We start from the raw sequence: 22,362 nt of genomic DNA, 5'->3' as shown, positions 1-22,362 counted from the left end.
CATTTAGCACGAAGAAATTAGCTTAGCTAATATGAAGTTGCTCAAATATGTAAATTAAAGGACAAGTTGAATGAATATCAGCAGTATTATGTCTACTAAACTCATCACATTGACTATAGACAGTACATTAGGTGATGCTAAAGATATATTTGAAAAGCACACTATCCACCATATTTTAATTCTCGATGATGACAAGCAACTTTCAGGACTAATTACTGATAGAGATTTATACAAGCACCTTAGCCCAACGATTGGCACAGCTAAAGAAAGTCACGATGACTTAGCCATGTTAAAAAAGAAAGTGCACCAAATTATGACTAGGGATATCGTCGCTGCACCGACGACATTGGCGATAAAAGATGCCATTGTTTGGTTTGATGATAATCACATCTCTTGCTTACCCGTAATCAACGAAAAACAATTGGTCGGTATTATTTCTTGGCGAGATATCGTAAAAGTTTTAGCGCAAGTGCACCGTCAAAATAGCTAAACCTCTATAAGAAGTTTCTGACTAATATACGCTTCAAAATCATCTTTAGTCATTGGTTTAGCAAAATAATATCCCTGAGCGTAATCACAACCAATTTTATTTAACAGTTGAGCCTGCGCTAATGTTTCAATACCTTCAGCAATAACTTTTATTCCCAGCTTTTTCGCCATGACAATGATCGCTTCACACAATGCAAGTTCCTTAGGATCTTGCGTGATTTTATTTACAAAGCTTTGATCTATTTTTAAATAGTCTGCTGAATATTGTTTTAAATAACCAAATGAAGAATAACCAGTACCAAAATCATCAATGGCGATTTCTAATCCCACCTCTTGTAATTGCGTTAATGTTTGATGCACTTCTATTTTATCTGACATCAACAAGTTTTCGGTAATCTCCAAGCAAAGCGCGTTGCTTGATAAGCACTTCATACGCATTTTCTTCGTCCACTGCGCTAAGTGGTGATAACCTTGCCTATATTGTACTGGAGAAGTATTAATACTCACTTGAAATTCAGGGTGTATTTGGGTTTGCCAGTCTGTTAATTGTTCTATGACTTGCTCAACAACCCAATTACCGATATCAACTATTAAGCCGGTTTCTTCGGCTAATGAGATAAAGTCGTTCGGATAAATAATGCCTTTATCTGGATGCTGCCAGCGCAATAAAGCTTCAGCTTTAATTATTTGTTGGCTTTTCATACAAACTATTGGTTGATAATACAGCATGAATTGTTGCTGGGCTAAAGCGACTCTAAGGTCTTGTAGCATTTGGTAACGCTGTTCTGCTACATCTCTCATCGCTGCCGTGAAGAAATGACAACCATTTCGGCCACTGTGCTTAGCGCCATACATTGCTTGATCTGCATTTTTAAGCAACGTATCAATATCACGGCCATCATCAGGGTATACCGTTACCCCGATGCTTACCGAGCTATGAACAATTTCATTTTGTAAATAATAAGGCGTTGATAGCGCATTGACTATATGTTCGGTTATTACCTCAATATCTCTATATCCGTCTATATTGGTCATAGTTACCACAAATTCATCACCACCTAACCTTGCGACATCGTCGGTAGCACGTAAGCAAGCTTTTAAACGCTTTGCAGTTTCTATTAAGAATAAATCACCAATATCATGCCCCAACCTATCATTCACTTCTTTAAAATGATCTAAATCAAGAAACGCGACAGCGACTTGTTTACGCTCACGATTAGCTACAGCAAGTGATTGCTTTAGGTGATCTTGCATCATGTTTCGGTTGGGTAAATTAGTTAATTGATCAAAATTTGCCTGATGCCAAATTAGGTGATTTGAGCGCTCTCGTTCTATTGCCATACTTACTAAGTTTGCAACTTGAATTATAAGAGCCGTTTCTTTTCTGGTTGGTTTGCGTGCCGCGACATGATAAAACGAAAAGGTGCCTAATACTTGGCCATTACTGCCCAATATCGGCTCTGACCAACATGCTCCTAACCCATTTAACACACAAATATCACGCCATTGCGGCCATTGGTGACTTTGAGCAATATCTTCTATAACAACGCGAGATTTAGACTTTATTGCATAGGCGCATGGATTTAAAGACAAGACAATTTCTTGTTCAGCAACTGCTGAAATAAAATTGTCTTTCATCGATGGTGCAGCTCCAACCTCGATAACCTTTCTATCAGCGGAAACTAATGCAACACAACATTTCATTCCAGCGAACCCATGCTCAATATTGCGGCATAAGTTATCTAAACTTCCCGATAAATCAGAACCATGCACTATTTCTTCTAGCGCTTGATTTCGTAACTGCATTACATGAGCATTATGACTAATCTTTTTATGCTGGTGTAAGGTCTTCTTCGAAAACACATAAGAAAATACGATAGTAATCAATGAAGTTGCTAAAAACGTAAATAAATCGACAAACGCTAATATATCCATGACAAGCGCTAATAAAACGCTCAGCATGCCTAAACAAATAAAAACAGCAACGGTGGGTTTTATTAAAAAATAAGTGGCAATAATTACCGGATAGCACCAATAAATCGGAAAGGTGCCATTGAACTTAACGATCAAACATATTCCAATAACAGCAATACTAATCGCTAACCAAGCAGCAAGCTTAATCTTCCGAGTAAAATAGACACAAATAAAGACTGATAATAGGCCTGTAATTAATGCTAGATCTGTAAAAAAACTAGGCCAATGTTGCTCCATAAAGCGATAGCAAGCAAAAGGCAAAATAACTATGCTGGCGAAAGCGCTCATCGACATTAATACTACTTCTTCAGAACTGCGGCGCTTTTTATGTTTGTCCATAAACGTTAAAGGTGAAGTGTCCTATATAATACTCTAATTCTGTTACAGAAATTTGTAAATATTTAATATAAATAAGATCATAAGAATTAAATACCGGAAACTTTGCCTTTCATTAGTTATACTTGATTAGATGAATGAATTAACAGATACAACGTAGCCTTGCCAAAACTCACTCACTTACTCATTATATTATGGTTGCTTACCTCATACCCTATTTTGGCAAATGAAGTTGTACTGCGCTCACCTCCGACAAATGCCAATGGCGAATATATAAAAGAGTTATTAACAACTGCATATAGCAAATTAGGTATTCAAATTAAGTGGCTACAAGTTAACGGAGCAAGAGAGCTAAAACTTGCATCAAATAATGAACTTTCTGGCGCACTCGCTCGAGTATCTTCTATTGAGCAACAATACCCCAAATTGGTACGAGTAGATTTTCCCGTTTTAACCTTTCAATTACTTAAAGTTAGTGACAGATACCGATGTGGCTACTGCTTAAATAAAGACATCAGGTCCATCGCCTATGCTTCAGGTGCATTGATAGCAGAGCAATATGTTGAAGATGCTACTAAACATGCAGAAAAATTTGCAGTATCTAACCCTCAGCAACTCAATGCAATGATCGCTAAGCGACGCATTGATTCAGTCTTATTAATGAACTTTCAATTAGATCAAGCGGCATACTTAAACCCTTACTTGCTTATCGATAAGGTGGATATAGAAGTCGACTATCACTATTTATCGCCAGAAAATGCCAATTTAGCTAGCCAGTTAGAAACGATATTTGCAGCGATGAAAGAATCAGGTGAACTTCAAGCGATTCAAATAAAGTATAATAAAAACTCTTACTTGGACTCTACAATATTACCTGAACGACCGATTTCCTTTATCGCCAATAATTGGACAGATTACACCAATAATGATGGTACTGGCATATATTGGCAACTAATAGATAGCGTTTTTAAGACGTTTACTACCAGTAAAATTACTGCAGTAAAAGAAGAAGTGTTATTTCAATTCTTAAGTGGCCAAAAAGACATACTGGTTGGCGCATACCGAAGCTTACCAACCAATGATGCCATTTTCTCTCACTATCACATTGACTTTGAATACCCTTTAGTTGGCTTTTCATATCAAGAGTCATTGCTACTCGACTATAAACAAAGAGACGGTAAGCTTAAAATATGTGTACTTCCAGATGCTGGTAGTTTTTTGTTTGAAGAATTATCATTTGTCGATAACAAAAATATATTAAAACGCCCTATTGAAGAATGTGTAGACTTATTAAAAAACAAAAGCATCGATCTTATCGTGACATATCAATATCACTTACCTGAGCAACTTAAACACTTTAAGAAAATGACCATAATAGATAGAACACCATTATTTTTAGCATTTCAAAATACCGCTCATGGCCGCTACTTAAAAGAATACTTTGATACTGCAATACTTAAAATGGCCATCGATGGCCGATTAAAGAAAATATTTCCTTCCCGAGAAACCTTTAAGCAAGCACATATTACTGATTTTTAAATAGACGACAGACGCATTTTCTTACACTTTTTACTTCAAAATTACTTTTTCAAACCTGATACAATGCGCTGATTTTAAAAGACTTATTAAAAACTAGCTTTGAACATGCTGTTTAAGGCTGAATTTTTGATAGCTTAATTTGGAAATGAACCTTTACTTAAGTAATGTTCACATTAAAGGACAAGTCATTATGATGTTAAAAAAATGCTGTATATTTTTTGCATTTTTACTATTAACAACAGTAAGTTACGCAGCACCTCAAAAAGACACACAATCAAAACAACAATTTTATAACGCCAAAATATCCCCAGATGGCAGACACCTTGCTGTACTGATGGATGTTAAAGGAAAGCGTACACTTGCATTTTTAGATGCTAAAACCATGTCTATTGTTGGCGGCGCCAAATTACCTCGTTTAAGTGAAGTCGGCGAGTTCTTTTGGGGAAATAGCGAACGTGTGGTTATGAAAGTTCTCAAAAAAGAAGCCTGGCGTCCAGAGCCTATCTACTATGGCGAATTATTTGCGGTAAATATTGATGGCACAAAAGGTGAAATGATCTATGGTTACCGAAATTTATACGAGCGACAAGCACGTGGCGCTGGTTCGAAGTTTAAAAAGAAAAAACGCTTAGACGGCTCAGCGGAAATTATCGACCTGTTACCGAATGACGAACGAGCGATTTTAATAAGCTCTACTTTGTGGGCTGAAGGCACTCACCCATCAGATACACACTGGGTTGATCACGGTAGTCGCTTAGCATCTGTGTATAAACTTGATATTTATAATGGCCAAATTAGCACTAAACGCATTGCAGGTGGGCCAGTTCCTTATACAACATTCATGACTGATGCGACAGGCAAGCTAAAAGCGTCATATGGCAAAGACAAACAAAATGAGTTTTACCTTAAAAATGAAGATGGCTGGCAACAAGTTCCATCAAGCATGCTTGGCAATAATTTTACACCATTAGCAATTAATCATTCTGGCGACAAATTGTTTGCTTTAACGAATAAAGCAACAAGCACTCAACTGTATACGCTTAATCTCGCCAATCAAGAATATACAATAACATCTCCTGACAGTGAGCTCGATATAGAGTCAGCGAATATCACATTAGATGGTCACGATGTTTATGCGCTTCTAACGAAACAAGCACCAATTGAATACATAGTCTTAAACCAAGATTCGATGGAAGCTAAGATATTTAGCAGCTTACTCAATGTTTTTAAAAATCAAGAAGTAACCATCGTCAGTAAGAGTAATGACGACACCCAGTTTGTTGTTAAAACAACCACGGGTGATAACCATAAATTTTATTTGTATAACTTAACGACGAATAAATTAATGCCTTTAAGTTAAATACTGGATAAAGGGCATAGCAAACTATGCCCTTTATTAACAAATAGTAAAGTTTATTTTGCCAATCCTTTCTTTATTCAACTAAAATAGCCGCATACCAATTCTGTTAACTCAAAAAGGCTCTATTCATGGCATTGCCAGATAAATTTATTTACTCGATGCATCGAGTAAGCAAGGTGGTTCCACCTAAACGTACAATCCTAAAAGATATTTCGCTATCATTTTTCCCTGGCGCTAAAATTGGTGTGTTAGGTTTAAATGGTGCTGGTAAATCAACGTTACTTCGCATTATGGCAGGCGTAGACACTGAATTTGAAGGCGAAGCAAAAGCACTTGCCGGTACCAATATTGGTTATTTACCACAAGAACCTGAACTGGATGAAAACAAGACTGTTCGTGAGATTGTTGAAGAAGGTGTCTCTATTGTTAAAGACGCACAAGAGCGATTAGACGCTGTTTATGCAGCGTACGCTGAAGAAGATGCTGACTTTGATGCTTTAGCTAAAGAGCAAGGTGAATTAGAAGCCATTTTAGCAAGCGCCGATGGTCATAACTTAGATAACCAACTAGAGCGTGCAGCTGACGCACTTCGCCTGCCTGAATGGGACCAAAAAATATCAGTATTAAGTGGTGGTGAACGTCGCCGTGTTGCGCTTTGTCGCTTACTACTTAAAAAGCCAGACATGTTGCTGCTTGATGAGCCAACTAACCACTTGGATGCAGAGTCCGTTGCTTGGTTAGAGCGTTTCTTACATGACTATGATGGTACTGTTGTGGCAATTACCCATGATAGATATTTCTTAGATAATGTTGCAGGCTGGATTCTTGAACTGGACCGTGGTGAAGGTATTCCATGGGAAGGTAACTACTCTTCTTGGTTAGAACAAAAAGATAAGCGTTTGGAACAAGAAGCTCGTTCTGAAAGCTCTTTACAAAAAACCATCAAACAAGAATTAGAATGGGTTCGTCAAAACCCTAAAGCACGTCAATCTAAAAACAAAGCGCGTATGGCTCGCTTTGAAGAGTTGACAAGCCAAGAGCATCAAAAGCGTAACGAAACTAACGAATTATACATTCCTCCAGGTCCTCGGTTAGGTGACAAAGTGGTTGATGTAAATAACCTAACAAAGTCTTTCGGTGATCGCGTATTAATTGACAACTTAAACTTCTCAATTCCAAAAGGTGCGATTGTCGGTATTATTGGTGCCAATGGTGCTGGTAAATCAACACTATTTAAAATGCTTTCAGGTGCAGAACAACCAGACTCTGGCGATGTGGTATTAGGCGATACCGTTAAACTTGCAAGTGTTGATCAGTTCCGTGACGATATGGATGATAAAAATACAGTTTATCAAGAAATATCTGAAGGTCACGATATCATTCAAATAGGTGGCTACGAAATTAACTCTCGCGCCTATTGCAGTCGCTTTAACTTTAAAGGTAACGACCAACAAAAGTTTATTGGTGATTTATCGGGTGGTGAACGTAACCGCGTACATTTGGCAAAGCTGGTTAAAACTGGTGGCAATGTATTGTTACTCGATGAGCCAACCAATGACCTTGACGTTGAAACATTAAGAGCTTTAGAAGAAGCCTTATTAGAGTTCCCTGGCTGTGCCATGGTCATTTCTCATGACCGTTGGTTCCTTGACCGAATTGCAACACATATTATTGATTACCGTGATGAAGGACAAGTTAACTTCTTTGAAGGTAACTTTAGCGATTATGATGAGTGGCTGAAAAAGACCTTAGGTCCAGAAGCGAATCAACCGCATCGCATAAAATATAAAAAAATCGGTTAAATTTTAATTAATTAAGGCACCTAAGGGTGCCTTTTTTGTCAACACAGGCTATGCTAACAATTATGTATAACTAATCTTAGCAACCGAAATGGAAAATAGACGTCAATTCACCCGCATCCTGTTTTCAATCAAAGCCTCACTATTTGTCGATGAGCATGAATTTCCGGTTTCTATCCATGATATTTCATTAAATGGTGCCCTAGTCACAGCACCTGAATCCGATGCAACATTAAAAGGCAGATTAGGCACGCTCAATTTCGCGTTAGCTGACGGCGAAACTCACGTTGAAATGCATGTTGCCATTGTTCATCAAGAACCTGACGTCATTGGATTGCAATGTAATGCAATAGATATCGACAGTGTTACCCATTTACGGCGATTAGTAGAACTGAATTTAGGCGATGAAAGCCAACTAGAAAAAGAACTCTCCCAACTTACCAAAGCGCATTAATTTTCAAAGGGGTTATATATGAATCATATCGTTATTAGCTTTGTTGGTACCGATAAACCAGGCTTGGTTGATAAGTTATCGAACATAGTGAAAGCACATAATGGCAATTGGCAAAACAGTAGTCTGCACCATTTAAGCGGTACTTTTGCCGGCGTTATTGAAGTTTCAGCAAGTGAATCAGACATTTCAGCGCTTGATAAAGCGCTTAGTACAATTGAAGACCTCAACATTATTACGCAAACAACTTCACCCAGTAGTGATGATGAAGCCACCTCGGTAACACTCGAACTAACTGCCAATGACCGAAGCGGCATTGTGCAAGATATTTCATCTGTAATACATCAACAAAACGGCAATTTATTAAAACTAGTTAGTAAGCAAGGTGCTGCCCCGCATACCGGTCAAACAATGTTTAGCGCAAAAGCACAAATATCAGTAAACGACAATCATATAGATGATTTAATTCAAGCACTTGAAAACATTGCTGATGATTTAATGGTGGATATCTCTAAATAACATTAATTATATATATGACAGTTTAACTACTCTCGTCGTCAAACTGTCATATTCATTACTTACACTTTCTAGTTTGACCTAATTGAAGTGACAATGAACGATTCTCGCATTTATTTTGATAAAGAACTTAGCTGGTTATCATTCAACGAACGTGTACTACAAGAAGCAGCGGACCCGGCCGTTCCACTAATAGAACGCATCCATTTCCTTGGTATTTACTCTGCCAATCTAGATGAATTTTTTAGAGTTAGAGTTGCTAACATTAGACGTAAAGCATTAGTCGCAATAGCAACAAGTGAAGACACATCTTCGAAGGAAAACCAAGAACAGCGACTACTTGACCAAATAATAGAGAAAGTACAATCACTAACTTATAAATTTCAACCTATTGCTATTCAAGCCTTTAATGAACTTGCCCAACATAATATTGAATTATTATTTAATGATGAAAAATCTAAAGTTTTTAAAAAGCAATTGTCAGGTCACCAGAAAAAATGGCTAAAAACATTTTTTGAACATCAAGTCATTCGACATATCACGCCAATTATCATTTCATCGAATACACAGCTAGCAAATTGCCTTGATGACGATGGAATTTATCTACTTGTTGGATTAAAGCAAACTGAAAACGTTCAATACGCATTAATTGAAATTCCACGAGAAGAAGTTAACCGCTTTATTATATTACCGAAAGAAGCTGACGAATCCATGCAGCGTATTGTCATGCTAGATGACGTTGTTCATTACTTCTTAGACGATATTTTTTCTGGTATTTTTGAATATGAAGACATGGACGCTTACTCGGTAAAACTTACACGAGATGCTGAATACGATCTAAACGACGAACTTGACGAAAGTTTGCTTGATAAAATGTCTAAAGGGCTAAAGCAACGCCTAAAAGCAGTTCCAGCGCGCCTTGGCTATGATCGCCACATGCCAGAGCACATGGTGAAATTTTTACGTAAAGCGTTGAAAATCCGTGATACTAACAATCTTGTGCCTGGGGTACGCTACCGCCATTTCAAAGACTTCTTAGGGTTTCCTAATTTGGGTGGCCCTTCGTTAGAAAAACAAGATTTAGTAGCTTTAGAATCAAAACGTTTCTTGGCATTTAATAATGTATTTGAAGCGATAAGCCACCAAGATGTTCTTGTCTATTATCCTTATTACCGCTTTAGACATTTTACAGAGTTTGTGCGCCAAGCATCTTATGATCCATTAGTACGAAGTATTAAAATCAATATTTATCGGGTTGCAAAAAACTCAGAAATAATTCACTCGCTCATTGAGGCCGTCAAAAACGGTAAGCATGTCACAGTAGTTGTCGAATTAAGGGCGCGATTTGATGAGCAAGCGAATATTGAGTGGGCCAAACGTATGAAAGATGCAGGAATTCAAGTTGAATTTGGCATTGAATCATTAAAAGTACACTCTAAGCTGTGCATTATTACGCGAATGGAAAATGAACGACTTGTCCGATACGCCCATATTGGTACCGGAAATTTTCATGAAAAAAATGCCCGTATCTATACCGACTTTTCTTTATTTACAAAACATAAAGAAATATCACAGGAAGTTGATAACGTATTCTCTTTTATTGCCCATAGTTACAAACGTTTTCGTTTTAATCATTTAATTGTTTCTCCGTTAACTTCTCGTCGAAAGACCTATCAATTAATCGATAATGAAGTGGCAATAGCTGAATCGGGTCAACCTGCAAGTATAACATTGAAGGTTAATAACCTCGTCGATAAAGGACTAATCGATCGGTTATACCGAGCCAGCAGTGCTGGTGTAAAAATACGCATGATTATCCGCGGTATGTGTTCACTTATTCCGGGAATAAAAGGCGTCAGTGAAAACGTAGAAATTATTTCTATCGTCGATCAGTTTTTAGAGCACCCTCGAGTAATGTTATTTAATAATAGAGGTGCACAGTCACTTTATATCAGCTCCGCTGACTGGATGGAACGAAACATCGACCAACGAGTTGAAGTTGGCTGCCCGATATACGACCCTGTGTTAAAAACGCGAATCATTGAAATACTAGAACTGCAATTTAAAGACAATCAAAAAGCACGTATAGTTAACCAAGCACAGGATAATCAGTACGTTAAACAAGGTAATGCAAGACCTGTTCGCTCCCAAATTGCAATTTACAACTATTTGAAAGCACAAGAGCACCTTGATAAAAAAGCGCTGAAAAAAATGGAATAAACCTAATGAATGAAGTTATAGAGCCAGCAGCTGAGAATGACAATTACCACATTGGCGCATTGGATATAGGCTCAAATAGCTTTCATTTTGTGTTTGCCCGAGTGGTCAACGACAATATACAAATCCTACACTCTGAAAAATATCGCGTTAAACTTGCCCAAGGGTTAGACGACAACGCGATACTTGATGACTCAGCAATTGAACGAGGGCTCAAAGCACTATCCGATCTCGCACCACTAACAGAAAAGCTCACTCCAGATAATTTTAAGGTAGTCGCAACTTATACGCTAAGACGCGCAAAAAATGCACAAACATTTTTAAACGCGGCAGCTAAAGTTTTTCCTTTTGATATCGAAGTTATTTCAGGGCATGAAGAAGCTCGTTTAATATATCAAGGTGTTGCACATCACCTTCCGCCTTCAAGTCAACGATTAGTTATTGATATAGGCGGCGGCAGCACCGAGTGTGTTATCGGCAAGAACTTAACAACAAAGCAATTAACCAGTCTAAATATCGGCTGTGTTAGCTTTGCTAATAAGTACTTTTCTACTGGCGAAATTAGCAGCCAAGCATTCAATCAAGCGATATTGGAGAGTAAACAAGAGATTGAATCTCATGTAAAAAGATTTACCTCAACAGGTTGGCAAGAGGTTATTGGAACATCTGGTACCATTAAATCAATCTATAATCAGCTAAACCAAATACGAGGAAAACAGCAGCCTTTTACCCTAGCGGAGCTCCACCAGCTTAAGCAAGCACTAATTAATTTTGGTCACGCCGACAATATTGAACTCCCCGCATTAAAAGAGAGTCGACGCGCGATTATTGCACCGGGTCTGGCTATATTAATTGGCATCGTCGAAATGTTATCTGTCGGCACGATAGAGTATTGCGACAATTCATTGCGCGAAGGTGTACTTAATGAGCAATTAGATACGATTCAAACCAAAGATATTCGCGATCGCACAATAAATAGTTTAGCCACTCGTTTTAACGCAGATAAAAAACAAATAGATATCGTAATAGCCACCGCAAATAAATTATTTAAAGCAGCTAAAAAAGCCTGGCAGCTTAATAAGAAAGCCTACAAAAAATTGCTTGATTGGGCGATTATTGTCCATGAAATTGGCTATGACATTAACCCTTCAGCTCATCATAAGCATAGCCGCTATATTATTTTAAACGCCGATTTACCAGGCTTTACGCTTGAGCAACAGCAAGCATTAGCTTGGCTGGTTGGCAATCAACGAAAGAAAGTGCAATTTGAAGATGAGCAATTTTGTTACTTATTAGAAGAAGTAAGTTTAACCAAGGTATTAGCAATATTAAGATTATCCGTTCTTTTAAGCCAGCAACGACAGCTAACCGAGCAAGTAGAGTTTGAAGTTGCAATTCACAACGATAATATTAAATTATCTTTTCCTAACGATTGGCTAGCTGAGCGACCATTATTTCAAGCTGACCTAGTTCAAGAAAGAAAACAGTTTAATACGCTGGGTTTATCGTTAAGTTTTTGCTAACAACGCTTTAAATTACGACTCAGCGGATCAAAAAAGGCCAGCATTGCTGGCCTTTTTAATGATTAGTTTACTATTCAAACTTTAAACTAAAGCGATAAACCTAGCTTCTTGAATTCTTTTGCCACTACTTTTGCAGGTAGAGGAATGTAACCGTCTTTTTCTACGATCTTCTGACCGCTTTTCGACATTACCATTTTCAAGAATTCAGCAGTCATTGGATCTAATGGCTGGTTCGGGTGCTTGTTCACATAAACGTATAAGTAACGAGAAAGTGGGTATTTACCTGCAACCGCATTGTCCATGTTAGCTTCAACAAAGTTATCGCCTTTCTTCGCTAAAGGAAGTGCACGAACACCTGAAGTTTTGTAACCAATACCAGAGTATCCAATACCGTTTAATGATGCTGAAACAGACTGTACAACTGACGCTGAACCTGGTTGCTCATTTACCGTATTTTTGAAGTCACCTTTACAAAGAGCTTTCTTCTTGAAGTAACCGTAAGTACCAGATACCGAGTTACGACCGTATAACTGAATGTCTTTACCTGTCCATTCACCAGATAAACCTAAGTCACCCCAACGGTCAGCATCTTTATCTGCACCACACTTACGGTTGCTAGAGAAGATTGCATCCACTTGGTCGATACGTAACCCTTTAATTGGGTTATCTTTATGAACAAATACTGCTAGCGCATCAATTGCAACGCGAACAGCAGTTGGCTTGTAACCGTAACGCTTTTCGAATGCTTCGATTTCACGAGACTTCATCTTACGACTCATTGGGCCTAAGTTTGAAGTAGACTCAGTAAGTGCTGGTGGAGCAGTAGAAGAACCTGCCGCTTGAATTTGAACGTTTACGTTAGGGTAAGTACGTTTAAATTCTTCTGCCCAGAACGTCATCATGTTAGCTAGCGTATCAGAACCAACAGATGATAAGTTACCAGAGATACCGCTTACTTTTGAGTACTCAGGTAAGTCTTTGTCTACAGCAAGAACAGAGAAGCTCACTAAACTTGCTAAACCAATTGCGCTTAATGCACGTTTGAAACTCATAATATTCTCCAATGAGCGTTTAAGTAAAATAGCAAAATGTTTAAACAAGGCTTAATTTGTCTTTGCCTAAACAGCTTGTATGTAAAATTTGTGACTACTATATAAAGCAATTGTGACAATTATATTTCCTCTTTATTACACTTATATTACAGAGCGACAGAAAATTTATATGAAAAGAAAAGCTGATGTTAATGCTGCATCAGCTTTTAAAAATTAAGAATTTAAAAAGGACTAGTTCAGAGTGATTACTGAGCTTTCTTCAAAGACAATTGAAAACTCACTACCCTTTTGCCACTGGCTATTAATAATTAACTCAGCATTGTGGTGATGTAAAACGTGTTTAACGATGGCAAGGCCTAGGCCTGAGCCTCCAGTATTCCGTGAGCGAGATTTATCTACACGATAAAAACGTTCGGTTAATCGATTCACATCTTCTGGTCGAATACCCGTACCATTATCTTTAACAGTAAATTTTGCTTTAAGACCAAAGCGTTGCCATGACACTGTTATCTTGCCGTTAGCAGGAGTATAGGCCACCGCATTTGAAATTAAGTTGGCGAATGCGCTTTTTAATTCAGTATCAACGCCCAATACGCCAATACTTTCATCGATATCAGCGCTTATTTCATGCTGCTTTTCTTGGTTTAACCAATGCGCATCATTGAGCAAGTTACTCAATATCTCAGGCACATTTAGCGGTTGTTTAACGTCATTTTCGGTATTAACTTCAACGCGAGAAAGCACCAACAATTGCTCTACAAGTCTGTCCATTCTGGAAACTTGTCCTTCAATAGTATCAAAAGCTTGTTGCCAATGAGGGTCGAAGTCACCTTCGGAAGCTTGAATCATTTCAACATAACCTCGTACTACGGTTAATGGCGTTTTTAATTCATGTGATACATTTGCCACAAAATCTCGACGCATTGCTTCGACACGATGTACTTTACTAACGTCTCTGGCAAGTAAAAGAATATTCTCCTTACCGTAATCCATAAATCGCAATTCTAGCTGAATGTTGGCATTTATAGGTGATGCTAGTACACAAGGTAAATCATAATCAGCTCTTTCAAGGTACTCAGAAAACTCAGGTGCACGAAGTAAATTATCAATACGTTGCCCTTGGTCTGTAGGCCAACGTAAACCAAGCAACCTATTTGCTCGTTTGTTACTCCATTGAATCGATAAATCTCGCCCTAAGACAATGCCCGCATCAGGAATTGCTTCCGCGCCATCACGAAAACGTCTAATCCGATCATTTAATTGCTTTTGCTTTTTACGGTGTTTTTTTACCAAACGATCTAGACCATCAAAGATACGACCCCAACTGCCCTCACCTTCTGGAGGTGAAATAGCTTTTGTTTCCCATAACCAACTCGATAGCATAAAAATATGCTTGTATTGGTAAGCTATTACTCCTACTGCCGCAAGCAGCATCATAAGTAAAATGTGCCCTATTAGATATCCTAATAGAGCACTTAAAGAAAAAACAATGATGAGTCGAGAGATGACTTGACTAATAGAAAGTCTAATTGGCATACAACTAATTTAATACCTTACCTGAAAAACGATAGCCTGAGCCTCTAACGGTTTGAATGAAATCTTCATGCCCTTTACCTGAAATAGCCTTTCTTAATCGACGAATATGCACATCAACGGTGCGATCTTCCACGTAAACATTGGTTCCCCAAACATTATCTAGTAATTGCTCTCTAGAATAAACACGCTCTGTATGGGTCATGAAAAAGTGAAGCAGTCGAAATTCAGTAGGGCCAAGATCTAAATCACTATTATTAATCGAGACTCTGTGCGCAACAGGGTCGAGTTTCATGCCATGAAACTCGATGGCTTCTTCTAACGCAGTTGGTGACACGCGGCGGATCACTGCTTTAATACGGGCAATAAGCTCTTTGGGTGAAAAAGGCTTAGTCACGTAATCATCAACACCCGCATCAAATCCCTTCACCTTGTCTTCTTCATCTGCGCGTGCAGTTAACATAATGATAGGAATATTACGTGTGTATTCATTTTGCTTCAGTGTTTTAGCAAGCTTAACACCTGTGCCACCAGGAAGCATCCAGTCTAATAATATCAAATCAGGGTATGGTTCATGGATTTTGGCCATTGCCTGATCAATGTCCTGTGCTTCCACTGCATTAAAGCCATTTTGCTCTAACACAAAAGTAATCATTTCCCTGATTGGGGCTTCGTCTTCAACTACTAAAATCTGTCTGTTCATTCAAAATGTACCTGATATAGCCAAAATCTAATGCCGAACTCACTTAACTATCGAAGCAAAAAAGCTTACGACGAAAGGGCAGCAAATCCTAAAAATTAAGAACATTGTGATAAACTTTAATGACACTTTTATTACAATAAGCACATTATTTGAAATGATTATGTAATATCATGAAATTAGCAAGAAAAAAGCCGCTAAAAAGCGACTTTTTCATTCTGAAAGCTTACTTAATAACCTAGAACTTATATTCTAAGCCAACAGCTAGATAATCTTCATCAGCACCACTATCCATATCGAAAGTCGTGTAGTAAGCAAATGCTTTTGTACTTTTAGCAAGTTTATAGTCAGCACCTAACGTAAAGCCACTCTTGTCATCGCCACCGTCTGTATTTGCTGTTTGTACTTGTGCTTTTAATGCAACTGCTTTAGTCAAACCATACTTTGCAGAAACTAAGAAACCATCAGTTTCTGTGCCACTGTCTACTGCTTCTTGTGTTTGAACCATAGCGCCTAAAGTAAAGCCTTGAAGCTTGCCTTGAACCGTTGCACGAACAACGTCATAACCTTTAACTTCTGAATCTACCGCTACTGAAGCAAACAACTTAGATTTTTTAAGTCCTTTATCGCCATAAGTTACAGCAGCTGAAATTGCGTCATCACCATCAACGCTATCTTCCGCAATATATGTCATACCAAACTGGAAGCCAGAAAATTTTGGCGATTTGTACGTCACTGAATCAGACATACGGTTTTCACCTTTCCACAGCACTTTAATGTCGGCATTTAAATCGCTGAATAAATCAACTTTACCTTGTGACTGTTTTGTTACCGTATCATTTTTACCAATAAGAACTTCACCAAAGTCGCCTTTCAAACCAACATATTGGTTGCGATCAGTAATGCTATCACCTTTGTCACTGTCGCCGTCCATATCAACTTGGAATTCAGCTTTATATACAACAGATAAACCATTACCTAAATCATGCGTACCTTTTAAACCAATACGTGACGCGTTACTTTTAACTTCAGTAAACGAACCGTCGCCTTCATCAGAACTTTGAAGGGTTAGGTTTGCTTTACCATAGAGTTCAACAGTTGCTGCATTAACGCCAAAAGTTGATGCTGATAAAATCGCCAATGCGATAGCTTGCTTAGTGAATTTCATATTTATACCTTTGTTTATATAGGTCATGTAATTGCCGCGCATTGTGACAATTAAATATGACAATTTTATTACACTGTGTATTTTTTTTTAAATTTTTATGACTTTTTAAAGTAGTTTTTATGTTACTTATGTTACAGCCTTGTAAATCAACTGCTTTATTAAGGGTAAATATAGTTCAAAAATATAGTTTTACAGCTATTGTTGGCATTAAAACAGTTACTTAGCATGAAAAAATACTGTTAACTTTAGCTAAAATGACTAGAATCAATAATTAGTGGAAAAAAATATGAAGGCATTAAATGAAAGTTACTAGTATCTCTCGCAAATTACTGTCCCGAGTATTGTCATTATATTTTCTCTTAACGTTAATAGTGACTGGCGTACAGATATTTGCTGAATACTTTAATGCCAAAAGCCATATTAACAGCGAGCTACTAACACTAGAAAAAACTTTTAGTGGCAGTTTAACCCGAGCAGTGTGGGAGCTAAACACACAGCAAGCCATCGATATTGCCGAGGGTTTAGTAGCCATACCTATGATTAAAGGTATTAAGGTTACCGATGAAAATGATCAAGTTATTACCCAACTCGGTGAAATTGGAGAAGATACAGCCTTTAATTACGAGTCTGCTACTAATATAAATGCCACAAGCGAAACGCAAAATATGAGCTCTATTTCTGGGCGATTATTTGGCCATACATTCCCGCTTATTTTTGAATTTTCTGGTCGCACAACAAAAGTAGGCTCAGTAACCCTACTTTCAAGCAATGAGGTAATTTTCAATCGAATCGAAGTTGGCCTGTACTTCTTAATTGGCAATGCAATGGTAAAAACTGCGGCATTGGTGTTCCTTTTTACCTTAGCCTTTAATAAGTTACTAACCGCACCATTAAATGAGCTCACCGAGCAGATTAATCAACTTGATTTGGACGACCCTGAAGCATCAAAACTTCATTCAATGAACTTTGAGAAAAACGAGCTTAATATCTTAGAGGATGCGTATAACAACCTAATCGACGAGCTCGTACAATTTAAAGAGAAGCTGGCCTTAGCTCAAAGCGAAATTTTGTCTGCGAACCAACGATTAGATGAACAGAATTTATTATTAGAGCAAGAAGTTGCTAAAAAGACCTCTTCACTGAGCACTACCATGTTAAAAATGGAGATGCAGCAACGGGAATTACTGAAACAACAAGATCAGTTAAAAGACGAGAACAATCGTCGACGTCAAACCGAACATACGCTTACTCATACCAATAAAGATCTAAAAGAATCGGTATTAGAACTAAATAAAGCACAAGAACGTTTATTAAGTGCAGAAAAAATGGCCGTACTAGGAAGTTTATCTGCTGAAGTTTCTCACGAAATAAATACACCTATTGGTGTTAGCATTACCTCAACCAGCTACTTATCTGACGCTTTAGAGAAAATTAAAGAAGAAATTAGCGGACAAACGATTACTAAACGGGGTATGGAAGACTTCATCGATAACGCGACGCAAAGTATCGACTTATTAATGAATAACCTAACCCGTGCATCTGACTTAATTTCAAGCTACAAGCAAGTAGCAGTCGATCAGACAAGCGATAAAATTCGTCAACTCAATGTCGCTAAGTACGTCGATGAAGTTATCCAGTCACTACACCCAAAACTCAAGAAAACAACCCACAGTGTAAAGGTAAACTGTCCAGACAATATAGAAATGTATGTGCATGCTGGTGCAATCGCACAAATCGTTACTAACCTCATAATCAATTCAATTATCCACGGTTTTGAAGGCAGACATCGCGGTGAAATTAAGATAGATATTAGCTATCACAACGAACTCCTGCATATGAAATATCAAGATAATGGTGTTGGTGTACCACAAGATGCATTGCCTGGCATATTTGACCCTTTCTACACAACTAAAGCAGGACAAGGCGGTTCAGGGTTAGGCACGCATATTATCCATAGCTTAGTCACAGATACTTTAAATGGAAAAATCAAAGCAACAAGCGCAGAAGGCGAAGGCTTAACGTTTGATATCGAATTCGCCAACATGAAATAAATTAGCGCAATACTCTTTGCTAAATTGAACCAAGTATAACGGGTGATCCCAAAATCTAATTAAGGTATGATGCCGTCCGTTTATTAATAATATAAAGCTAAAGGAACGCCTTCATGTGGTTTAAAAACCTTTATTTCTTCGCCTTTACTCGCCCTTTCAAATGGACAGAGCAAGAACTAGAACAACATTTATCAGAGCATCCTTTTACACCTTGTAAATCTACAGAACAGTCACACTTTGGCTGGGTAAATGCCTTAGGTAAACATGGTAATACCTTAGTACATGGTGCTAGCGGTAGCTATTTACTGTGCGCTCGCAAGGAAGAGAAAATCCTCCCAGCTCCGGTAATAAAAGAAATGCTTGAAGAGCGTTGTGCAAAACTTGAAGAAGAGCAAGGGAGAAGTGCGACTAAGAAAGAAAAAGAGCAATTTAAAGAAGATATTACTTTTGAATTGTTACCAAGAGCTTTTAGCCGCTTTAATGATACGCACGGTTATATTTCACCAGAGCATAATATTATCGTTATTAATTCAAGTTCACGTGGTAAAGCTGAAGATTTCTTAGCGTTATTGCGAAAAGTATTGGGCACGCTACCTGTAACCAGTTTTAGTCCAGATCAAGCACCAGATGAAGTAATGACCGACTGGATTACCGAGCAAAACTTAAGTGAAAACTTCCAATTAGGTATGGAAGCTGAATTTAACGCATTAGGTGATGATGGTGCGGTAATTCGTGTTAAGAACCAAGATTTATCAAGTGACGAAATCAAAGCACATATTGACGCTGAAAAATATGCTGTAAAAGTTGCTATTGAATGGGATGACGCACTTTCCTGTATTTTATGTGATGATTTAGCGATTAAAAAGCTTAAGTTTTTTGACGTATTGCACGAACAAAATGACGATATCGACAAAGATGACATAGTTGCAAGAATAGATGCAGACTTTACCTTAATGGCCGGTGAGATTAATCGGTTTATTGTTGATTTATTAGGTGAGTTTTCTTTGAAAACCACTGATTATCTCGATGAAGAAGAAAAATAATTAATATTATTGGTTTCTAGAAAAAAAGGCGCTATTCGCGCCTTTTTTAATGTCAATCCAAAAGTAATTCTGCTTTCGGCTAGCTACTTAGCTAAACATAGATCTCGCACCATCGTACATTTCTTTAAATTCATCTGATTCCATGAAGTTCTCATCAGGTAAAATATCTTTTGCTACATAGCTACGTAACAGCGCTTCCTGCGTTGAACGGTTTTTGAAAATGCCATGATAAACAGCACCAGCACGAATAAAATCTAAGTAATGTGCTTCTGCCGGCAATACAGTTAAATCACTCCAACTTTGAACCAAGACTGTCAGCTCTTCTGAAAAGCCCCATGCTTTAGTCACTTCAGCGCCTATACGACTACCTAACTTTAAAATTGCCTGTTGTAAAAAGGTTGGATTAGCAAATACATCTGGATGCTTTTCAGCCTCAGTAAGAATAGGCAAAACGCCAATATTATGCACAAGTGCTGCCAAAGTTAAGGTATCTAACGCCAAAGAGGTGTGTTTATGTTCTTTGGAAAAAATTGTCATCAAGGCAATTGCTACCGAGGCAATATCAACTGTTTTGTCCCAAGATTTTTGCAAATACATGGCAACAATATCATTTTCAGAAACAAATACTTGTTCTATCGCCATTGCTGTCGCAATACTCTTTATTTGTCTCAATCCAATCCGTGTAACGGCCTGATTAACCGTCTCTACTTTAACCGAACGCCCCATTACCGCACTATTTGCCACTTTTAACATGCCCATAGATAACGCAGGATCTTGAGAGATAATATCACTCATTTGATTCAAATTAATTTCTGGGTCATCTGCAGCCTCTCGAACTCTCAGTGCTATTTCAGGCAAAGTAGGCAGCACTAGCGCATCATGTTTTATTTTTTCCACTAAAATCGTATATAGCGCATTCTCTGTTGACATGAAGTATCCTTATTTTTTCGTAGGCTTAACTAAAAAATAGCACAAAACCAAAAAGATAAGCCAATAATTTTAATGAGTTAATTATATCTTTTCATATAGCTGAAATTTAATCCGCTTTCGAGCTATTTATTTGAATTTTGATGTACATCAATCTTAGGTCAAATAAGGATATGGAAGAGTCAATTTTCATTGCTATGCTTAGACACAACCCTAGAATATGCGAACTAATTTGTTCCCAGAAGTAGTGTTATGTTAAAGCCAGAATTATTGTCTCCTGCCGGCAGTTTAAAAAATATGCGTTATGCCTTTGCGTACGGTGCAGATGCCGTATATGCTGGGCAACCTCGTTATTCTCTACGAGTTAGAAACAATGAGTTTAACCATGAAAATTTAGCCCAAGGTATAAACGAAGCTCACCAACTGGGTAAAAAGTTTTATGTGGTAAACAATATTGCGCCTCACAACAGCAAACTTAAAACGTTTATCAAAGATTTAACGCCCGTTATCGATATGAAACCTGATGCGATGATTATGTCTGATCCAGGTTTAATAATGATGACAAAAGAAGCATTTCCAGACATGCCACTACACCTTTCTGTACAGTCAAATGCTGTTAACTGGGCAACAGTGAAATTCTGGCAAGATCAAGGAATCGAACGCGTCATACTTTCGCGAGAATTATCGCTCGATGAAATAGAAGAAATTCGCATGCGCTGCCCAGATATTGAAATTGAAGTATTTGTTCACGGTGCACTTTGTATGGCTTATTCTGGTCGCTGTTTATTGTCTGGCTACATGAATAAACGCGATCCAAACCAAGGCACATGCACAAACGCTTGCAGGTGGAACTACAATGTTCACGCGGCAACAGAAACCGAAACTGGCGATATTATTGCAACGCCTGCGCAAGAGTTTGACCCACATGCGGGCAAAGAGTTTGAAGATGTATTGCTGATTCAAGAGGAACATAAGCCTGAAGAGTACTTGCCAGCATTTGAAGATGAGCATGGCACTTATATCATGAATTCAAAAGATTTACGTGCCGTTGAATATGTCGACAGACTTGTAAAAATGGGCGTGCATTCATTAAAAATAGAAGGCCGCACTAAATCTTTCTATTATTGTGCTCGCACAGCTCGAGTCTATAACCAAGCAATTTTAGATGCGATGGCAGACAAGCCATTTGATCAAGCGTTGAATAAGGAACTCGAGCACTTAGCTCATCGCGGATATACATCGGGTTTCTTACAGCGCCATAAACACAGTGACACACAAAACTATGACTACGGTTATTCGAAAAGTGATAGCCAACAGTTTGTAGGTGAAATTACTGGCAGAAACGAGGAAAATGGCTTAATTGAAGTTGAAGTGAAGAATAAGTTTCTAGTGGGTGATGAACTAGAGTTAATGACCCCAAGCGGTTGTCAAACCTTTACTCTTACTCATATGGAAACACCAAAAGGCGAAGTTATTCTCGATGCAAAAGGCTCTGGCCATAAAGTAACAATCTCTCTGGACACTAAGCTTGATTTAGAATTTGGCATCCTGATGCGTCATTTAGAAGATGGTGAAAATACACGTCACCCATTTGCTCAAAATCAAGCGGCAGGATAAACCTGTCGCTTTCCTTTGGAAGCAATTAACTAGTGGCTATAGGCGGCGAATAGCCAATAAAAAATAA

Annotated in this window: 17 protein-coding genes; 11 read left to right on the top strand and 6 right to left on the bottom strand. The window is 38.0% G+C overall.

Annotation, left to right across the window (positions count from 1 at the left end; all coding sequences use genetic code 11):
• Positions 1-70 precede the first annotated feature (70 nt).
• Positions 71-490: a CBS domain-containing protein gene (locus HII17_RS05410; RefSeq protein WP_169074347.1), complete on the top strand. Its 420-nt coding sequence runs from the start codon at positions 71-73 to the stop codon at positions 488-490.
• Here HII17_RS05410 and HII17_RS05405 read toward each other — a convergent pair.
• Positions 487-2,802: an EAL domain-containing protein gene (locus HII17_RS05405; RefSeq protein WP_169074346.1), complete on the bottom strand. Its 2,316-nt coding sequence runs from the start codon at positions 2,800-2,802 to the stop codon at positions 487-489. The genes HII17_RS05410 and HII17_RS05405 overlap by 4 nt on opposite strands.
• A 159-nt stretch (positions 2,803-2,961) precedes the next feature.
• Between HII17_RS05405 and HII17_RS05400 the strand changes: the two genes are divergently transcribed.
• The 7 genes from HII17_RS05400 (at position 2,962) to HII17_RS05370 (ending at position 12,204) form a co-directional block, all read left to right on the top strand.
• Positions 2,962-4,338 (top strand): type 2 periplasmic-binding domain-containing protein, encoded by a 1,377-nt coding sequence (locus tag HII17_RS05400; protein WP_169074345.1) that lies wholly within the window; start codon positions 2,962-2,964, stop codon positions 4,336-4,338.
• A gap of 190 nt (positions 4,339-4,528) precedes the next feature.
• The gene (locus tag HII17_RS05395) at positions 4,529-5,698 is read left to right on the top strand and encodes a hypothetical protein (protein ID WP_169074344.1); all 1,170 of its coding nucleotides are present in this window, start codon (positions 4,529-4,531) and stop codon (positions 5,696-5,698) included.
• 128 nt (positions 5,699-5,826) lie between these two features.
• The gene (gene ettA, locus HII17_RS05390) at positions 5,827-7,500 is read left to right on the top strand and encodes an energy-dependent translational throttle protein EttA (protein WP_169074343.1); all 1,674 of its coding nucleotides are present in this window, start codon (positions 5,827-5,829) and stop codon (positions 7,498-7,500) included.
• Between the two features lie 88 nt (positions 7,501-7,588).
• Complete coding sequence (locus tag HII17_RS05385) at positions 7,589-7,951, top strand: PilZ domain-containing protein (RefSeq protein ID WP_169074342.1); 363 nt, start codon at positions 7,589-7,591, stop codon at positions 7,949-7,951.
• Positions 7,952-7,969: 18 nt separating this feature from the next.
• Positions 7,970-8,467, top strand: coding sequence for a glycine cleavage system protein R (locus HII17_RS05380; protein WP_169074341.1), 498 nt, complete (start codon positions 7,970-7,972; stop codon positions 8,465-8,467).
• Between the two features lie 93 nt (positions 8,468-8,560).
• Positions 8,561-10,684 (top strand): polyphosphate kinase 1, encoded by a 2,124-nt coding sequence (gene ppk1 / locus HII17_RS05375; RefSeq protein ID WP_169074340.1) that lies wholly within the window; start codon positions 8,561-8,563, stop codon positions 10,682-10,684.
• Positions 10,685-10,689: 5 nt separating this feature from the next.
• Complete coding sequence (locus HII17_RS05370; RefSeq protein WP_169074339.1) at positions 10,690-12,204, top strand: Ppx/GppA phosphatase family protein; 1,515 nt, start codon at positions 10,690-10,692, stop codon at positions 12,202-12,204.
• An 86-nt stretch (positions 12,205-12,290) separates the two neighbouring features.
• Here the strand turns inward: HII17_RS05370 and HII17_RS05365 are convergent, their stop codons facing one another.
• The 4 genes from HII17_RS05365 to HII17_RS05350 all read right to left on the bottom strand — a co-directional run bounded on the left by HII17_RS05365 (position 12,291) and on the right by HII17_RS05350 (position 16,657).
• Positions 12,291-13,256 carry a PstS family phosphate ABC transporter substrate-binding protein gene (locus HII17_RS05365; RefSeq protein ID WP_169074338.1) on the bottom strand — a complete coding sequence of 322 codons (966 nt, stop codon included), beginning with the start codon at positions 13,254-13,256 and terminating at the stop codon, positions 12,291-12,293.
• Between the two features lie 231 nt (positions 13,257-13,487).
• Entirely contained in the window at positions 13,488-14,792 is a 1,305-nt protein-coding gene (gene phoR / locus HII17_RS05360) for a phosphate regulon sensor histidine kinase PhoR (RefSeq protein WP_169074337.1), read from the bottom strand.
• 4 nt (positions 14,793-14,796) lie between these two features.
• Entirely contained in the window at positions 14,797-15,492 is a 696-nt protein-coding gene (phoB, locus tag HII17_RS05355) for a phosphate regulon transcriptional regulator PhoB (protein ID WP_169074336.1), read from the bottom strand.
• Positions 15,493-15,727: 235 nt separating this feature from the next.
• Positions 15,728-16,657 (bottom strand): porin, encoded by a 930-nt coding sequence (locus HII17_RS05350; RefSeq protein ID WP_169074335.1) that lies wholly within the window; start codon positions 16,655-16,657, stop codon positions 15,728-15,730.
• A gap of 299 nt (positions 16,658-16,956) precedes the next feature.
• Between HII17_RS05350 and HII17_RS05345 the strand changes: the two genes are divergently transcribed.
• Entirely contained in the window at positions 16,957-18,708 is a 1,752-nt protein-coding gene (locus tag HII17_RS05345; protein ID WP_169074334.1) for a sensor histidine kinase, read from the top strand.
• Positions 18,709-18,821: 113 nt separating this feature from the next.
• Positions 18,822-19,751, top strand: a complete 930-nt coding sequence (rdgC, locus tag HII17_RS05340; protein ID WP_169074333.1) for a recombination-associated protein RdgC — start codon at positions 18,822-18,824, stop codon at positions 19,749-19,751.
• An 87-nt stretch (positions 19,752-19,838) separates the two neighbouring features.
• Here rdgC and HII17_RS05335 read toward each other — a convergent pair whose 3' ends face one another.
• Positions 19,839-20,681: an HDOD domain-containing protein gene (locus tag HII17_RS05335; protein WP_169074332.1), complete on the bottom strand. Its 843-nt coding sequence runs from the start codon at positions 20,679-20,681 to the stop codon at positions 19,839-19,841.
• Positions 20,682-20,930: 249 nt separating this feature from the next.
• On the opposite strand from HII17_RS05335, the gene trhP reads away from it, so the two are divergent.
• Positions 20,931-22,295 carry a prephenate-dependent tRNA uridine(34) hydroxylase TrhP gene (gene trhP, locus HII17_RS05330; protein ID WP_169074331.1) on the top strand — a complete coding sequence of 455 codons (1,365 nt, stop codon included), beginning with the start codon at positions 20,931-20,933 and terminating at the stop codon, positions 22,293-22,295.
• Positions 22,296-22,362: the final 67 nt, after the last annotated feature.

Source organism: Thalassotalea algicola (genome assembly GCF_012932965.1).
Classification (GTDB): domain Bacteria; phylum Pseudomonadota; class Gammaproteobacteria; order Enterobacterales; family Alteromonadaceae; genus Thalassotalea_F; species Thalassotalea_F algicola.
The sequence above is the reverse complement of the archived record's forward strand: the minus strand, read 5'-3'. Positions and strand labels throughout refer to the sequence as shown.

Bases quoted from the DNA above. Each gene is read 5' to 3' on its own strand.
- HII17_RS05370 (WP_169074339.1), top strand. From the start codon at position 10,690: ATGAATGAAGTTATAGAGCCAGCAGCTGAGAATGACAATTACCACATT.
- phoR (WP_169074337.1), bottom strand. From the start codon at position 14,792: ATGCCAATTAGACTTTCTATTAGTCAAGTCATCTCTCGACTCATCATT.
- HII17_RS05345 (WP_169074334.1), top strand. From the start codon at position 16,957: ATGAAAGTTACTAGTATCTCTCGCAAATTACTGTCCCGAGTATTGTCA.
- HII17_RS05365 (WP_169074338.1), bottom strand. From the start codon at position 13,256: ATGAGTTTCAAACGTGCATTAAGCGCAATTGGTTTAGCAAGTTTAGTG.
- HII17_RS05380 (WP_169074341.1), top strand. From the start codon at position 7,970: ATGAATCATATCGTTATTAGCTTTGTTGGTACCGATAAACCAGGCTTG.
- rdgC (WP_169074333.1), top strand. From the start codon at position 18,822: ATGTGGTTTAAAAACCTTTATTTCTTCGCCTTTACTCGCCCTTTCAAA.
- HII17_RS05350 (WP_169074335.1), bottom strand. From the start codon at position 16,657: ATGAAATTCACTAAGCAAGCTATCGCATTGGCGATTTTATCAGCATCA.
- trhP (WP_169074331.1), top strand. From the start codon at position 20,931: ATGTTAAAGCCAGAATTATTGTCTCCTGCCGGCAGTTTAAAAAATATG.
- HII17_RS05385 (WP_169074342.1), top strand. From the start codon at position 7,589: ATGGAAAATAGACGTCAATTCACCCGCATCCTGTTTTCAATCAAAGCC.
- HII17_RS05335 (WP_169074332.1), bottom strand. From the start codon at position 20,681: ATGTCAACAGAGAATGCGCTATATACGATTTTAGTGGAAAAAATAAAA.
- ppk1 (WP_169074340.1), top strand. From the start codon at position 8,561: ATGAACGATTCTCGCATTTATTTTGATAAAGAACTTAGCTGGTTATCA.
- phoB (WP_169074336.1), bottom strand. From the start codon at position 15,492: ATGAACAGACAGATTTTAGTAGTTGAAGACGAAGCCCCAATCAGGGAA.
- HII17_RS05410 (WP_169074347.1), top strand. From the start codon at position 71: ATGAATATCAGCAGTATTATGTCTACTAAACTCATCACATTGACTATA.
- HII17_RS05395 (WP_169074344.1), top strand. From the start codon at position 4,529: ATGATGTTAAAAAAATGCTGTATATTTTTTGCATTTTTACTATTAACA.
- ettA (WP_169074343.1), top strand. From the start codon at position 5,827: ATGGCATTGCCAGATAAATTTATTTACTCGATGCATCGAGTAAGCAAG.
- HII17_RS05405 (WP_169074346.1), bottom strand. From the start codon at position 2,802: ATGGACAAACATAAAAAGCGCCGCAGTTCTGAAGAAGTAGTATTAATG.